Source organism: Blastococcus sp. SYSU DS0753 (genome assembly GCF_054051175.1).
On record NZ_JBJHAT010000038.1, the window covers coordinates 21,908 to 36,720 of the forward strand.

Genomic DNA, 14,813 nt, shown 5'->3' on the forward strand with positions numbered 1-14,813 from the left:
GTCGACGGTAGTGCCGCCAGCGCAGCGCTCTCCGCCCGGCTAGCGTCCGGGGCATGCCCGGAGAGCTGCTGCGGACCGATGTCGGCGACCTGACCTTCGACGTGCGCGTCGACGGACCCGAGGACGGCCGGCCGGTGCTGCTCCTGCACGGCTTCCCGCAGACGTCGGCGTCCTGGGCCGCGGTGACGCCGCTGCTCACCCAGGCAGGTCTGCGCACCTACGCGCCGGACCAGCTGGGCTACTCCCCCGGCGCGCGGCCCGCCGAGGTGGGGGCCTACGCCATGCAGAATCTGGCGCAGGTGACGGCGGACCTCATGACGGCGCTGGAGATCCCGGTGGCCGACGTGGTGGGCCACGACTGGGGTGCCAACGTGGCGTGGACGCTGGCCGCGTGGCACAGCGACAGGGTGCGGTCGCTGACCGCCGTGTCGGTGCCGCACCCGGCGGCGTACACCGCGGCCTTCCGGATCGACCCGGAGCAGAAGGAGCGCTCGGCCTACATCCGGCTGTTCTGGCAGCCGGGCAAGGCGGAGGAGGTGCTGCTGGCCGACGACGCGCGGCGGCTGCGCCGGATGCTGCTGGGCGCCGACGGCGAGACCGGCGTCTCCCCCGAGGCCGCGGACGAGTACGTGGCGGCGCTGTCGGCGCCGGGCGCGCTGACCGCGGCGCTGAACTGGTACCGCGCGATGAGCTCGGACATCCGCGTGGACAAGGTCGAGGTGCCCACCACCTACGTGTGGAGCGACGCCGACGTCGCGATCGGCCGCACGGCCGCGCAGGCGTGCGAGGAGTTCGTGACCGGCGACTACCGGTTCGTCGAGCTGCCCGGGATCACGCACTGGGTCCCCGAGCAGGCGCCCGAGCAGCTGGCCGCGGCGATCCTGGACCGCGTCGCCTCGTCCTGAGCGCGCCGCCGCCGACGCCGACCCGCTCGCACCGGCCCCCGACGGCCCCCCTGCCCAGCAGTCCGGCCTGACGCCGTCCTGAGCACGATCGCCGACGACATGTCGACTCGTCGACGAGCCGACGTGTCGGCACCGGCTGGGCCCTCCGCCCAGGAGCCGCTGGGGCCGTCGCCCCCGCACGGTCGGCCGTCACCGTGCGCCGGGGTGAGCTCCGGTGCCCGCGACGCGTTCCCGCGGGAACGTGTCACGCACGTCGGGCCGTCATCCCCCGGGAAGACACCCGAGGGAAAGGATCGCACCGCCATGGCCGGACGACGGATCCGCGCGGGGCTCGTGACAACCGTCCGCGTCGCGATCGGGCATCGACGCCGGTCGGTGGCGGCCCAGCGGCCTGCGGTCCGGCCCGTGCGGCGCTTCCTCGGCGCGGCAGCCGCGGCCCTGGCACTGGCGCTGCTGGCCGGCTGCACGGGCTCGCCGGGCGCGGAGTCCGGTAGCGCGGACGGCGGTGCCGGCGGGGGCGCGGTCGCTCCCGTGCCCGCGATCCCGGGGGATCTCGGAAGTGCGCCGGACGACCCGCTCGAGACCGATGGCGACCGGCAGGTGGTGACCACTGCCAGCGCCTCCGTGGCGGTCGAGGACCCGGCCGAGGGTGCCCAGCAGGTGAGCGAGCTGGTCGAGTCCGTCGGCGGGCGGATCGAGGAGCGCACCGAGCAGACGGCGTCGGGGGACGGCACTCGAGGGGCCGTCGCCGAGCTCGTGGTGCGGGTGCCGGCGTCCGAGCTCACCGGTGTGCTGGCCGAGCTCGAGGACCTCGGCGACGTCGCGAACGTGTCGGTGTCCCACTCCGACGTCACGACGACGGTGGTCGACCTGGACGCGCGGATCGCGGCGCTGCAGACCTCCGTGGCGCGGCTGCAGACGCTGATGGAGGGGGCGGCCGACACCGAGGCCCTACTGGCCGCCGAGAAGGCCCTCTCCGACCGGCAGGAGCAGCTGGAGTCGCTGCTGTCGCGGCGCGCGCTGCTGGCCGACCGGGTGGAGCTGTCGACGCTGCGCGTGCACCTGGAGCCGTTCGGCGTGGCGCCGCCCGGTGGGCCCGACGGCTTCCTCGGCGGGCTGGGCACCGGGTGGCGGGCCCTGGCGTCGACCGCCGGTTCGGTCGCCGTCGTCCTCGGGGTCGTCCTGCCGTGGGTGGCCGTCGCCGCGCTGGTGGCCGGTGCGGTCCTCGTGCCGGTCCGCCGAGCGCGGCGGCGAGCGCCCGCGGCGGCCCCGCCCCCGGCGACGCCACCCCCGGCCCCGCCCACCACGCCGCAGGGCTGATGGGTTCTCCTGCCGAGAGGAAGGACGGGTCAGCCCGTTCCGGTGATCAGCGCGAGCAGCCCGGACTCGTCGAGCAGGTCGACAGGCCGGATCGTCTCCTTGGCGGCCACGTGGTGGAAGCCGGCGCTCACCCGTTCGACCGGCACCCCGGTCAGCCGCGACCAGCCCAGCCGGTAGGCGGCCAGCTGGACACCGGCGGCGGCCAGCTCGCCGCCCGAGGGCGGTGGACCGGTCTTCCAGTCGATGACCTCGTAGCCGCCGTCCTCGCCCTGGAACACCGCGTCGATCCGGCCCCGCAGCGTGATCGGCCCCAACGGCGTCTCGAACGGCACCTCCACCTCGACGGGCTGGCGATCGGCCCACTCGCTGGCGAGGAAGGCCTCGCGCAGCTCGTCCAGGGCGTCGTCGGGCGCGGCGAGCTCGTCGCCGGAGCCGGGCAGCTCGTCGAGGTCGACCAGCCGCGCGGCGCCGAACCGCTCCTCCAGCCAGGCGTGGAAGGCGGTGCCGCGGCGGGCCTGAGGAGCGGGCGCCGCCGGCATCGGGCGGCGCAGCCGGCGGGCCAGCTCGGCCGGGTTGCGGCGGAGGGTGACCAGCGCCGACACCGACAGGTGGGAGGGCAGCGGGACGTCGACGGTCGGGCTCTCCTGCCGCGCCCGCTCGCGCAGCAGCAGGTCGGCGTCGCGCACCCACTGCCCGACGAGCTCGTCCTCCCCGCCGAACGACCGCTCGGGTTCCAGCGGGTGCGGCGCGGCGCCCTCGACCAGCTGCGCGGCGGCGGTGAGCGCCCGCCGGCGCGGCTCGGAGAGCGGGTCGGCCGGCCAGACACCGACCGGCCACTCCTCCAACGCGGGGTTGGTCGCGCCGTCCTCGGGCGCCGGGGCCCAGTGGACGACGGTGCCGGCGCCGGCCTCGCACGCCTCCTTGGCGGTGTGCAGCAGGGACGACGGCCCGCACGGCTTCACGCCGTCACGCCACCAGCTGCCCGAGCACAGCAGCAGCCGCTTCGCCCGGGTGACGGCGACGTAGCCGAGCCGGATCTCCTCGTCCCGGCCGAAGTCCTTCCAGTCCTGGACGTACTCCTCCAGGGCGTCCCGGACCACCGCCTGGTCACCGGAGCCGGGCACCGGCAGGCGCAGCCGGGGCAGCTCCTCCCGGTCGGTGAGCCGGAGGTCGACCGGGACCGCGCCCGGGTCCTTGATCCAGGAGTCGCTGGCGTTGGTGCGCGCCGGGAACTGGTCGGCGGTCATGCCGGGCACGGCGACGACGTCCCACTCCAGCCCCTTGGCCGAGTGCCCGGTGAGCAGCTGCACCGCCTCCGGGTTGACCGCCACCTCCCCGGGCTCCAGGCCGCGTTCCCGCTCCTCCGCGTCGCGCAGGTAGCCCAGGAACGCCGGCAGCGAGGGCAGCTCGGCCAGCTCGGTGAACTCCGCCGCGACACCGTGCAGCGCATCCAGGTGGGCGCGGGCCCCGGCGGGGCTGATCCCCGGCGCGCTGGCCAGCTCGGTCTCCAGGCCCAGGGTGCGGGCCACCTCGTCGACCAGGTCGGGCAGCGACTCCCCGATCCGGCCGCGCAGGTGGGCGAGCTCGGCACCCAGCCGGCGCAGCCGCCGGTAGCCCGCGGGCGAGTACTGCGCGGCGTCGCCGAGGTCGTCGAGCGCCTCGACGATGCTGCCGCGCTCCTGCGGCACCTCGACCGCCCCGGCCTCCGCGCCCTCGGCCGGGCGGGCCGGCCGGCGCGCGTGCACGAGCGCGCGGGCGCGGGCCTCGAGGGCGGCGAGGTCGCGGGGGCCGATCCGCCAGCGGGCACCGGTGAGCAGCCGGCCCATCGCGTCACCCGCCGTCGGGTCGACCAACACGGTGAGGGTGGCGACGACGTCGGATACCTCCGGCACCTCCAGCAGGCCGCCCAGCCCCACGACCTCGACCGGCAGTCCGCGCTCGCGCAGGGCCGCCGCGATGCCGGGCAGCTGCTTGCGGGTGCGCACCAGCACGGCCATCGACGGCGGGCGGTGCTGCCCGTCCTTCGCCGGGACGGCGGGGTCCGCGCCGTCCCAGCAGGCGGCCAGCCGGTCGGCCAGGGCCGCGGTCTCCTCGGCGACGGTCTCGTACAGCCCGACGGTGACCGAGCCGCGGCCGGCGGTGGGCGCCGGGGCGAGGTCGGGCAGCGGCTGCGCTGGCTCGGGCAGCATCGCCGAGACGGCGTTGGCCACCGCCAGCACCGCCTCGTCGTTGCGCCAACTGGTGGCCAGCGTCAACCGCTGCGCGGCGCGGCCCGGACGCCCGGGGAAGGTGCGGGCGAAGCGCTCGATGGTGCCGGCCGAGGCCCCGCGCCACCCGTAGATGGACTGCCGGGGATCACCGACGGCGAGCACCGGGTGGCCGCTCGCCCCGCCGAAGAGCGCCTCCAGCATGCGCAGCTGCCCGACGCTGGTGTCCTGGTACTCGTCGAGGAGCACCACCTTCCAGCGGGCGCGCTCGCGCCGGCCGACCTCGGGCGCGGCGACGGCGATGCGCGCGGCGTGGGCCACCTGGTCGGCGTAGTCGATGGAGCCCAGGGCACGCTTGCGCGCCTCGAACGCCTCGACCAGCGGCAGCAGCGCCACGCGGGCCTTCTGCCGGGCGAGCATCTCGGCGACCGCGGCGTAGGGCCCCTTCTTCCTCGGGGCGTCCGCGTAGCCGGCGATCTGCGCCTCCAGCCGCGCCGTCCAGGTGCGCAGGGCCGCGGGGGTCACGTCGTGCTCGCCCATCTCCGCGGCCAGCGCCAGCACGTCCTCGACGGTGGTGAGCAGGGTGAGCGGGACGTCGGCCATGTCGCCGGTCCAGGCCGCGACGACGGTGGCCGCCTGCCCCCAGCACATCGCCGGGCCGAGCACCCCGGCGCCGGGCTCCACCCCGATCCGCAGGCCGTGCTCGGCGACCAGCGCGGCGGCGTAACCGTGGTAGGTCGAGACCGTGGGCTGCGCGATCGCCAGCCGTTCGCGCAGGTCGTCCTCGGTCTCCGGGTGGCGGGCCAGCGCACCCAGGCGCAGCCGGATGCGCTCGTTGAGTTCGCTGGCGGCCTTGCGGGTGAAGGTGAGGCCGAGGATCGCCTCGGGCTCGACGATCCGGTTGGCCACCAGGTAGGAGACCCGCGCGGCCATCGTCTCGGTCTTGCCCGACCCGGCCCCGGCGACGACCACCAGCGGCCGGTCCGCGGGCGCGGAGACGACGCCGGCCTGCTCGTCGGACGGGGCGTAGGACAGCCCGCAGCGCGCCGCCACCTCCGCGGGCGTGAGCAGCCGGCGGGGCGCGGGTTCCGCTGCGGGGACCTCCGCCAGCAGGTCCTCGAAGGACAGTTGAAGGACCCCGTCCTCCTCCCCGCTCGCAGGCTCGCGGCGAGCCTCTGGACGGGGCCGCTCATGCCTCGGGGTCACCCGGTCACCTGCCGGCCGGGCTCCTGCAGCGGGCAGCTGCGCCGCGCCGGGCAGCGCGAGCAGTGCGAACCGGTGCGCACCTCGAAGGTCGCCCCTCCCATACCGGCGCCCACCTCCGCGACGAGCTCCCCGGCCCACGTGCCCTCGAGGGGCACGTCGGCGGGCAGCGGCTCCTGGTGCTGTTCCTTGGCCTTGGCGCCGGTGCCGACCTGGAGCAGGGCGGCGCCGCCGGGGACGGTGCCGTGCCCCTCGAAGGCCCCGGCCGCGACCGCCACCTGGTAGGCCGCGAGCTGTCCGTGCTCCTCGGTGTTCTTCGCCGCGCTCTTCCCGGTCTTCAGGTCGACGACCACGAGCCGCCCCTCGGCGTCGCGCTCGAGCCGGTCGACCTGGCCGCGGATGCGGGCCCGCCCCACGACCACGTCGAAGTCGACCTCCGCGCCGACCAGCTCCCGCGGGTTGGCGGCGTGCCAGCGCAGGAAGCGGTCGAGCATGTCGTGGGCGTGCACCCGCTGCCGCTGGTCGGCCCAGCCGGGCCCGAGGTCGAGCTGGTCGAGCTCGGCGTCGAGCACGGTGCGCGCGTCGGGCGCGGGCAGCCCCTCGGCCACCTGCTGGGCCACGGCGTGGACGGCCGAGCCCACGGTGCGGGTGGCGTCGGGCGAGGCCTCGGCGCCGACCGCGCCGAGCACCCACCGCAGGGGGCAGCGCTGGAAGGTCTCGATCGCCGACGGGCGCACCCGCACCGGCAGCTCCTCGTCGACGAGCGGCGCGTCGTCCGAGAGCGGTGCGAGCCCCCACCAGCGGGCTGGTGCCGCACCGGGCACGCCCTCGTCGGCGAGCCGGCGCAGCAGCGCCGCCGCGGCGGAGCGCCGGGCCGGCGGGGTGTGCGGGTCGGTGACTGCCCGGCGCAGCTCGGCGACGAGCGCGGGCAGGGTGAGCGCCCGGGGCAGCTCGGTGAGCGGACGCCCGTCGGGCGGCGGCGGGGACACCAGGTCGAGGAACCGGGACGCCGACGCACCGGCGTCGGCCCCGTCGAGGGCGCCCTCGACGGCGGTCACCACCAGCCGTCGCCGGGCCCGGGTGCAGGCGACATAGAACAGCCGCCGCTCCTCGGCCAGGGCCAGGGCGCGCCGGTCGGTCGAGGCGCCGTCGATGCCGGCCGCCATCTCCACCAGCAGCTCGGCGCCCAGCAGCGACGCGCGCTCCCGCAGGTCCGGCCACAGTCCCTCCTGCACTCCCGAGACGCAGACCAGGTCCCACTCCAGGCCCTTGGCGGCGTGGGCGGTGAGCAGCCGGACCGTCTCGCCGGCGACCGCCCGCGCGGCGCCGGTGTCGCCGGGGAGCTCCTGCGCGGAGAGGTGCTCGACGAACGCCCGCACGTCGGCGGACGGCAGCCGGTCGACGAAGCCGGCGGCGGCGTCGAACAGGGCCACGACCGCGTCGAGGTCGCGGTCGGCCACCGCCCCCGACGGGCCGCCGGCGGCGCTGGCCCGTGCCCAGCGCGTCGCCAGGCCGCTGCGCTGCCACATGGCCCACAGCACGTCCTCCGCGGTGCCGTCCTGGGCGAGCGCGAACCGGCCGGCGTCCAGCACGGCCGCCACCCGGATCGCCGGACGGGCGACGTGCTCGGGCAGCGCCTCCAGCAGCGCCGCGTCGGTGAGCGCGGCAGCGAGCGGGGCGCCGCGCTCCGCGGCGTCCAGCCCCTGCTTGGCCAGCGCGGTGCGCACGGCCCGGCGGAGCCGCCGCAGGTCCAGCACGGTGGCCCCGCCCAGGGGCGAGGACAGCAGCGCCTCGGCGCCCGGTTCGTCCAGACCGGCGGGCTCCCCGTCCGGGCCGGGCAGCAGCGCCGCCAGCACCCGCAGGAACGGGGCGACGGCGGGCTGGGCGGCCAGCGGGAGCTCGTCGGTGGAGACGGCGACCGGCACCCCGGCCGAGGCCAGGGCGCGCCGGAACGGCCCGAGCACCGCCGCGGTGCGCACGACGACGGCCATCTCCGACCACGGGACGCCGTCGAGCAGGTGCGCGCGGCGCAGCACGTCGGAGACGTAGGCGGCCTCGACCGCGGCCGAGCCGAACACGTGCACCTCCGCCTCGCCCGGCGGGATTCCCTCCCCCGCGGCCAGCCGGCGGTGCTCCCAGGGACCGGGCAGCCCCTCGGCCACCTGGCGGCTGATCCGCAGCAGCTCCGCGCCCGATCGGCGGCAGACTCCCAGCGACACCCGCCCGGCGGCGCGCCCGCCGGAGTGCCGGAACCGCTCGGTGAACTCCACGATGCCCCGCGGCTCGGCGCCGCGGAACGCGTAGATGGACTGGTCGGGGTCACCGACGGCGACCAGGTTCCCCCCGCCCCCGGCGAGCAGCTCCAGTAGCTCGACCTGCGCCGGGTCGGTGTCCTGGTACTCGTCGACGAACAGCCAGCGGGCGCGCTCGCGCTCCTGGCGGAGCAGCTCGGGGTCACCGGTCAGCTCGAGGATCGCCTGCCGGACCAGCTCCGCGGGGTCGTAGCCGGAGGCGTCGCCCCGGGACGCCACCCAGAAGTCGCTGACGTTCTCGTACTGCTGCTGGAACGCGGCCGCGTGCACCCAGTGCTCGCGGCCGGTCTCCCGGCCCCAGGCGGCCAGGCGCTCGGCGTCGACCCCCCGCTCGGTCGCCCGCAGCAGCAGCTCCCGCAACTCCGCCCGGAAGCCCTCGGTGCCCAGCGCGGGGGCGAGGTCGTCGGGCCACCGGACGGTGCCCTCACCCTCGGCGTCACCCCGCAGCAGCTCGGCGACGACGGCGTCCTGCTCGGCGGAGGTGAGCAGCCGGGGCGGCGGATCCCCCCGCAGCACGGCGGCGCGCCGGAGCACGCCGTAGGCGTAGGAGTGGAAGGTGCGCGCCAGCGGCTCGCGGATGGTGCGGGCGACCCGGGAGGTGATCCGGGTGCGCAGCTCGGCGGCGGCCTTGCGGCTGAAGGTCAGGACGAGGATCTGCTCGGGGTCGACGCCGGCGTCGATGCGCGTCGCGACGGCCTCGACGATCGTCGTCGTCTTGCCCGTGCCGGGGCCGGCGAGCACCAGCAGCGGCCCGCCCGGGTGGTCGACGACGGCCTGCTGGGTGGGATCGAGCAGCGGCGCGGTGGAGCGCGGCGGCTCCCCCGGCAGCAACCGGTAGACCGGACCGCCCTCACCCCCGCGCTGTGCCACTCCTCGATGGAAGCACGGGGGTACGACGATCCGGGGACGGGCGGGGTGGATGGAGCGGGTGGGTCAGGCCAGGGAGTCCAGCAACGACTGCTCGAGCATCAGGTCGGCCGCGGTGGTCAGCCAGCCGGCCACCAGGAGCAGCGGGAATGCCTGCTCCCGGTCCAGCGACGCGGTTCCGGCGACCAGTCCGGCCTGGGCCACTGCCCTGCACGCCATGGTGTTCATGTCCATGTCGTCGGCAGCCGGGGACCGGAACTGGAGTCATCCGCCGGTGAGGTTCCACGGTTCGGCGGCGATCCGGTCGGCCTCCGACCGGGAGAGGGTTCCCACGGCCACCAGCCGGTCGAGCACGTGGGCCTGCCGGGCGGCCGCGCGCTCGGGGTACACGAAGGGGTCGTAGGCGCTGGGACCCTGCACCAGCCCGACGAGCACGGTGGCCTGCGCCCAGTCGAGCTCGTCGGGGGCCAGCCCGAAGTAGCCCTCGGCCGCCGCCTGCACCCCGTAGAACCCGTGGCCGAAGTACACGGCGTCCAGGTACATGCGGAGGATCTGGTCGTCGGTCCAGGTCTGGTCGAGCTTGACGGCCAGCACCAGCGATCGCGCCCTGGCCGGCGTGTCCGTGGCGCCGTCCTCGTAGAGCACCCGGGCCAGCTGGTGCTGCAGGGTCGAGCCGCCCAGGTCGCGCCCGACGACCAGCCCGAGCGGCGCCCGCAGCGCGCCGCGCCAGTCGATCCCGGGGTGCGAGCCGAACCGGCTGTCCTCGGTGGCCAGCAGCGCGTCGGCGATGCGCGGTGGCACCTCCCCGGTCGTCGGAGTGCCGCCGTGCTCCGCCAGCCGTTCGGCCACCCGCTCCTGGGCGTCGACCACGTCGGGGGTCACCGCCCAGCCGACGGCGAACGCCGCGCAGAGCAGGACGAGCACGCCGGCCACCAGGCGGACGCAGGCCCGCCGGATGCGGGCGCCGCGGGACCGCACGGGTCGGGACCGCGCCGGAGCGGGCGGAAGGGGCTGCTGCCGGGCCGGGGACGTCACCGGGTCAGCTCACCGTGCGGCCCGGTCGGCGCGCATCGCCCCGGAGGGCGATCCGGCACCGGTCCGCGATCATCCCGAGGGAGGACACCGCCGGCTCCCCGGTCGGGCCAGCCGACGGCCGCCAGGTCCACCTTCCCGTTGCGCACCGGAACCCCCTCGCCGGCCAGCAGCTCCAGCTGGCGGGCGCGCACCGGCTCGGCGGCCGAGCCGTCGGCGCGCACCACGCGGTACCAAGGCACTGCGCCCCCGCCGGAGCTCAGCGCCCGCGCCACCCTGCGCGGCCCGACGCCCACCAGCCGGCCGATGGCGCCGTAGGTGCTCACCCGCCCGGGCGGGATCCGCTCCACCTCGTCGAAGACGGCCTCGTCGACGTCGAGCGCGGCATCGGTCACGCGCCCATCGTGGTACGCCGGGCGGTGGGTCAGAAGTCCTTTCGCCCGAAGCGGGCCAGCAGCCTGGTCTGCGGCGGCGCCGCCGGGGAGACGTCCAGCGGCGGGTCGAACAGCCCGGGCACCCCGTCCTCGGGGAGACGTTCGGCGTAGACCAGCGCGGCGGTCACCAGCTCGCCGTCCAGCTCGGTGTCGCTGCCCGTGGCCCGGGCGAGGTCCCAGGCGTGCACGGTCAGATCGGTGGTCATCTCGAAGATGTACTCGGTGGTCGGCGTCGGGCCCCGCGACAGGTGCACGGTGCGGACGAGGCCCTCGTCCTCGGCGAACGCCGACAGCGCGCCGTCGGCCGCGGACTCCCAGCCCAGCAGCGGATCGTCGCCCAGGAGGTCGGTGGTGTCGTCGGGGAACCGGCCCTCGATCACGTCGTAGGGCTCACCGGCGAGCAGCGGGGGCACCCACAGCGCCTCGTTCACCAGGTGCGCCACCAGGTCGGCGACCGTCCACCCGGGCAGCGACTCGCCCTCCCACTGGTCCGGCGCCACGGCGTCGACCCGGTCGGTGAACTGGTTCTGGGCGCGTTGGAAGAGCTCGAGGAGCTCCACGGGCGAGAAGTCGGCCATGGCGCCAGTCCAACATGCCGAGGGCCCGGCCCGCCTCCCCTTGGTGGGAAGCGGACCGGGCCCCGGTGAGCTGCTGGAACGGCCCTGTCCCAGGGTCCCGCGGCGCGCGAAGCGTGTCGCGGGGAGGGACAGGGTCCTCTCAGTAGGTGGGCAGCGCCTTGTCGATGCGGGTGGCCCACGCCGTCACGCCGCCCTGGACGTGCACGGCGTCCTTGAAGCCGGCGTTCTTGACCGCGGCGAGCGCCTCGGCCGAGCGCACGCCGGTCTTGCAGTGCAGCACGATCGGCTTGTCCTGCGGCAGCTGCGCCAGGGCACGGCCGGAGAGGATCTCGTCCTTGGGGATCAGCGTGGCGCCGGGGATCGAGACGATCTCGTACTCGTTGGGCTCCCGGACGTCGATCAGCTCGAACTCCTTGCCGGCGTCCATCATGTCCTTGAGCTCGTCGACGGTGATCGTCGAACCCGCGGCAGCCTCCTGGGCCTCCTCGGAGACGACGCCGCAGAACGCCTCGTAGTCGATGAGCTCCGTGATCGGCTCGCCCTCGGGGTCCTTGCGGACCTTGATCTCGCGGAAGGTCATCTCCAGGGCGTCGTAGACCATGAGCCGGCCGAGCAGCGTCTCGCCGATGCCGGTGATGAGCTTGACCGCCTCGGTCGCCTGGATCGCGCCGATGGTCGCGCACAGCACGCCGAGCACGCCACCCTCGGCGCAGCTGGGGACCATGCCGGGCGGCGGCGGCACGGGGTAGAGGTCGCGGTAGTTGGGGCCGTGCTCGTTCCAGAAGACCGAGACCTGGCCGTCGAACCGGTAGATCGAGCCCCACACGTAGGGCTTGTTCAGCAGCACGCACGCGTCGTTGACCAGGTAGCGCGTGGCGAAGTTGTCGGTGCCGTCGACGATCAGGTCGTACTGGCCGAAGATGTCGAGGACGTTGTCGCTGTCCAGCCGCGTCTCGTGCAGCCGGACGTCGATCAGCGGGTTGATCTCCTTGATGGAGTCCCGCGCGCTCTCGGCCTTCGACCGCCCGACGTCGGACTGCCCGTGGATGATCTGACGCTGCAGGTTGGACTCGTCGACGGTGTCGAACTCGACGATGCCGAGCGTGCCGACCCCGGCCGCGGCCAGGTACATCAGCACCGGCGAGCCCAGACCCCCGGCACCCACGGCCAGGACCTTGGCGTTCTTCAGGCGCTTCTGACCGTCCATGCCGACGTCGGGGATGATCAGGTGGCGGCTGTAGCGGCGGACCTCGTCGATCGACAGGTCGGCGGCCGGCTCCACCAGCGGTGGCAGGGACACGCTTGCTCCTTCATGTCGCGGACACGGCCCCACGGGCCGGTAGTCGTTGGCGACAACAGCGTGGCACGCGCCCCTAATCCCACCGACCCCGGAGGTCCCTGCCGACGCACCCGGCCGGTCGGCACCGGGGCCCGGCCCGGGCGCGGCGGACCGCGATCAGCGGCGCGTGCGGACCCGCTGCGCTGCTCCGCGGCCCGCGGCGAGGGCGACGCCGAGGCGATCGCGGAGGGGATCGGGCAGCCGCCGGGCGGCGGCCCGGGCCGCCGCCGCCAGCGACGTCCGAGCCGACGGCGGCTGCGCGATGTGCACCACGAGGTCCCCGTGGGTGCCGTACCCCAGCACCGGCTCGTGCCAGGAGGTGCCGTCGAAGGTGACCATCCACCACGGCCCGGAGTGGTCGCCCACCGGGACCACCATGGGGTGGGGGATGTTCGAGCCGTAGGGCGCCCGCAACGCCCCGATCCGCCGGAGGCCGAGGTCGTACACCGGGTACGCCGCGGCATCCCGGTCGCTGGCCAGCACGTACCAGGAGCGCCCGAGCCGCTGCAGGATCGTGCCCTCCGCCTGCTCGAGTGCGTCGTCGGACCCGACCCGCTCCAGGCCCGTGACGGGCTCGGCGGCGGTCGTGGTGGCCAGCGCTGGGCGGAAGACGTAGCGCGGGGGCCCGAACGACGGGCACTCGGTGAAGGCCAGGTACCAGCGGTCACCCACACGGGCCAGCGAGGGATCCCAGGCGCTGACCTCGGTGGGCAGGGCCAACCGTTCGGTGCGGAGCACGTGCACCCCCCGGAGCAGGTCGGTGCCGGTGACGGTTGCATGCCGGACGTGGACGCCACGCTCGGGTGTGTGGTCGCCCCACGAGGAGACGAACACCAGGTACCGGTCGGACTCCTCCTCCCAGACGATGGCGCCGGCGTGGTCACCGAGGAGCAGACCGTCCCGCTCGGAGAACACCGCGCCCACCTGGGTCAGCCGGGAGGGGTCGGCGAGGTCGAGGGTCCACACCCCCCAGTGCGCGTGCTCGAAGAAGCCCAGTCCCGCGTTGGTGGCGGTGAGGTAGAGCTGCCCGTCGCGTACGACCGGGCGGCCGTCGGGGCGCCGGACCACCTGGGGATCCCGGAGCCCCACGGCCCCGGAGTAACCGGCGGCCAGCCGGGCCAGCACCGTCCCCTCCGGGCCGCGGACCCCTGCGGCGTACTCCAGCGCGCCCAGCACCTGCGGGTCCCGGAGGTCGGTCGTGCGGACGATCTCGTCGCGCAGGCTGAGCACGGGACGCCAGCCGTCGTCGGCGGCCACCAGCACGGTCACCCGGTTCTCGTTGACCACGCAGGCCAGCCGGAAGGGGGCGGCCAGCGTCACCGGCGCCGTCCCGACCACGACCGGCCCGTCGGGTCCCTCGACCTCCAGCACGACCGCGCCGTCGGCGTCGCGGTACCCGGCGAACACGCCCCCCGGGCCGGCGAGCCCGCACACCACCGTTCCGCCGTCAGCCATCCGCGCGACGTCCAGGACGACGGCGCAGAAGGGCGCCCGCGGCCCCGGCCCCAGCCTCATAAGCGTCCCGGCCGGCGCATCGAGCCCGTCGGTCAGGTCGTGCTCGACCAGCGGCGACAACGGCTCGTCCGGGCGGTGCCGCACCCGCTCCTCGAACGTCCGCAGCATCGGGTCGTGCGCCCACCGACTCGGCCACCGAGGGACCGGCCGGCTCGCCCCCCGGCCACGTGCACCCGGCGTCACGGGAAGGGCCAGGCGTTCGGGACGCACCCCTGCAGCCCGAGGGTCTGCTGCTGCATCACCGGGGCGAGCTGCCCGGGCCCGGGGCACTGCACGTGCCCGTTCCCGAGCACGTGCCCGACCTCGTGGTTGACCACGTACCGCCGGTAGGTGGCGATGTCGCCCCCGTAGTGCGGGACGGCGGTCGCCCACCGGGCGAGGTTGATCACCGCGCGGTCGCCGTACCGGCAGGAGGTGTAACCGCCGGTGCCCACGCCCGGGCAGTAGGTCTCCATGCTGCCGGGGCTGACCAGGCTCACCCGGAAGTCGAACGCCGCGCCCTCGCCCACCCGCTGGAAGGAGTAGCGCCCACCGTTGCCCCAGGACCGCGGGTCGCCGAGCGTCTCCGTGACGGCGTCCGCGAACGCCGCGCCGTCCACGCCGATGCCGTCCTCCACCTCGACGATGAACCGCTGCAGCGGGCCGGTGCCGTACACCTCCGAGCCGCCGCCGACCAGCGAGAGGCTGCCCGCCCCCTGCTGCACGTACTCCTCCGCAACCGCTTCCGGCGGGGCGGTCTCCGACGGGCCGGCATCCCCCTCGGCGGGGGCCACCGGCTCGGCCGGTGGGGAGGGCGCCGGGGCGGAGGTCTCGACCGCCGGGGCCGAGGTGGCCACCGCGGCGGGGGCGGCGGGCGTCGCGCCCGGAGGGTGCAGCGCGAGGTCGACGAGGACGGCGACCGTGGCGAGCGCCAGGAAGGGGATCGCGTAGGCCCGCCAGCCGTGGCGCCGCACGAACCGGCGCAGCCGACCCCGGGGGCCGGCGGGGGGGGGGGGGGGGGGGGGGGGGGGGGGGGGGGGGGGGGGGGGGGGGGGGGGGGGGGGGGGGGGGGGGGGGGGGGCCGGGGGGGGGGGCGCGGGGGGGGGGCGGGGGGCCGCGGCG

General features: G+C 76.0%; 11 protein-coding genes. 2 read left to right on the plus strand and 9 right to left on the minus strand.

All coding sequences use genetic code 11. From position 1 onward, the window contains the following. Nucleotides 1-53 precede the first annotated feature (53 nt). Both ACI799_RS20145 and ACI799_RS20150 read left to right on the plus strand, forming a co-directional pair. Nucleotides 54-905 carry an alpha/beta fold hydrolase gene (locus ACI799_RS20145; protein WP_456597117.1) on the plus strand — a complete coding sequence of 284 codons (852 nt, stop codon included), beginning with the start codon at nucleotides 54-56 and terminating at the stop codon, nucleotides 903-905. Nucleotides 906-1,208: 303 nt separating this feature from the next. Beyond that, nucleotides 1,209-2,225: a DUF4349 domain-containing protein gene (locus ACI799_RS20150; protein WP_456613781.1), complete on the plus strand. Its 1,017-nt coding sequence runs from the start codon at nucleotides 1,209-1,211 to the stop codon at nucleotides 2,223-2,225. A gap of 29 nt (nucleotides 2,226-2,254) precedes the next feature. On the opposite strand, the gene ACI799_RS20155 is transcribed toward ACI799_RS20150, so the two are convergent. From ACI799_RS20155 to ACI799_RS20195, 9 genes are all read right to left on the minus strand, one after another. After that, complete coding sequence (locus tag ACI799_RS20155) at nucleotides 2,255-5,638, minus strand: ATP-dependent helicase (protein ID WP_456613782.1); 3,384 nt, start codon at nucleotides 5,636-5,638, stop codon at nucleotides 2,255-2,257. Then, the gene (locus ACI799_RS20160) at nucleotides 5,635-8,817 is read right to left on the minus strand and encodes an ATP-dependent helicase (RefSeq protein ID WP_456613783.1); all 3,183 of its coding nucleotides are present in this window, start codon (nucleotides 8,815-8,817) and stop codon (nucleotides 5,635-5,637) included. Before ACI799_RS20160 ends, ACI799_RS20155 begins: the two co-directional genes overlap by 4 nt. A gap of 63 nt (nucleotides 8,818-8,880) precedes the next feature. Continuing rightward, the gene (locus ACI799_RS20165; protein WP_456589894.1) at nucleotides 8,881-9,042 is read right to left on the minus strand and encodes a hypothetical protein; all 162 of its coding nucleotides are present in this window, start codon (nucleotides 9,040-9,042) and stop codon (nucleotides 8,881-8,883) included. A 36-nt stretch (nucleotides 9,043-9,078) separates the two neighbouring features. Further along, on the minus strand, nucleotides 9,079-9,792 hold the full coding sequence (locus tag ACI799_RS20170) for a transglycosylase domain-containing protein (RefSeq protein WP_456599916.1): 714 nt from the start codon (nucleotides 9,790-9,792) through the stop codon (nucleotides 9,079-9,081). Between the two features lie 53 nt (nucleotides 9,793-9,845). Continuing rightward, the gene (locus ACI799_RS20175) at nucleotides 9,846-10,241 is read right to left on the minus strand and encodes an MGMT family protein (protein ID WP_456589896.1); all 396 of its coding nucleotides are present in this window, start codon (nucleotides 10,239-10,241) and stop codon (nucleotides 9,846-9,848) included. 29 nt (nucleotides 10,242-10,270) lie between these two features. Further along, nucleotides 10,271-10,858, minus strand: coding sequence for a TIGR03086 family metal-binding protein (locus tag ACI799_RS20180; protein ID WP_456589897.1), 588 nt, complete (start codon nucleotides 10,856-10,858; stop codon nucleotides 10,271-10,273). 139 nt (nucleotides 10,859-10,997) lie between these two features. Further along, nucleotides 10,998-12,158 (minus strand): adenylyltransferase/sulfurtransferase MoeZ, encoded by a 1,161-nt coding sequence (gene moeZ / locus ACI799_RS20185; RefSeq protein WP_456589898.1) that lies wholly within the window; start codon nucleotides 12,156-12,158, stop codon nucleotides 10,998-11,000. 156 nt (nucleotides 12,159-12,314) lie between these two features. Then, entirely contained in the window at nucleotides 12,315-13,820 is a 1,506-nt protein-coding gene (locus ACI799_RS20190) for a hypothetical protein (protein WP_456613784.1), read from the minus strand. Nucleotides 13,821-13,891: 71 nt separating this feature from the next. Beyond that, on the minus strand, nucleotides 13,892-14,665 hold the full coding sequence (locus ACI799_RS20195) for a DUF3152 domain-containing protein (protein WP_456589900.1): 774 nt from the start codon (nucleotides 14,663-14,665) through the stop codon (nucleotides 13,892-13,894). Nucleotides 14,666-14,813: the final 148 nt, after the last annotated feature.

Bases quoted from the DNA above. Each gene is read 5' to 3' on its own strand.
- ACI799_RS20145 (WP_456597117.1), top strand. From the start codon at position 54: ATGCCCGGAGAGCTGCTGCGGACCGATGTCGGCGACCTGACCTTCGAC.
- ACI799_RS20150 (WP_456613781.1), top strand. From the start codon at position 1,209: ATGGCCGGACGACGGATCCGCGCGGGGCTCGTGACAACCGTCCGCGTC.
- ACI799_RS20165 (WP_456589894.1), bottom strand. From the start codon at position 9,042: ATGAACACCATGGCGTGCAGGGCAGTGGCCCAGGCCGGACTGGTCGCC.
- ACI799_RS20180 (WP_456589897.1), bottom strand. From the start codon at position 10,858: ATGGCCGACTTCTCGCCCGTGGAGCTCCTCGAGCTCTTCCAACGCGCC.
- ACI799_RS20190 (WP_456613784.1), bottom strand. From the start codon at position 13,820: ATGCTGCGGACGTTCGAGGAGCGGGTGCGGCACCGCCCGGACGAGCCG.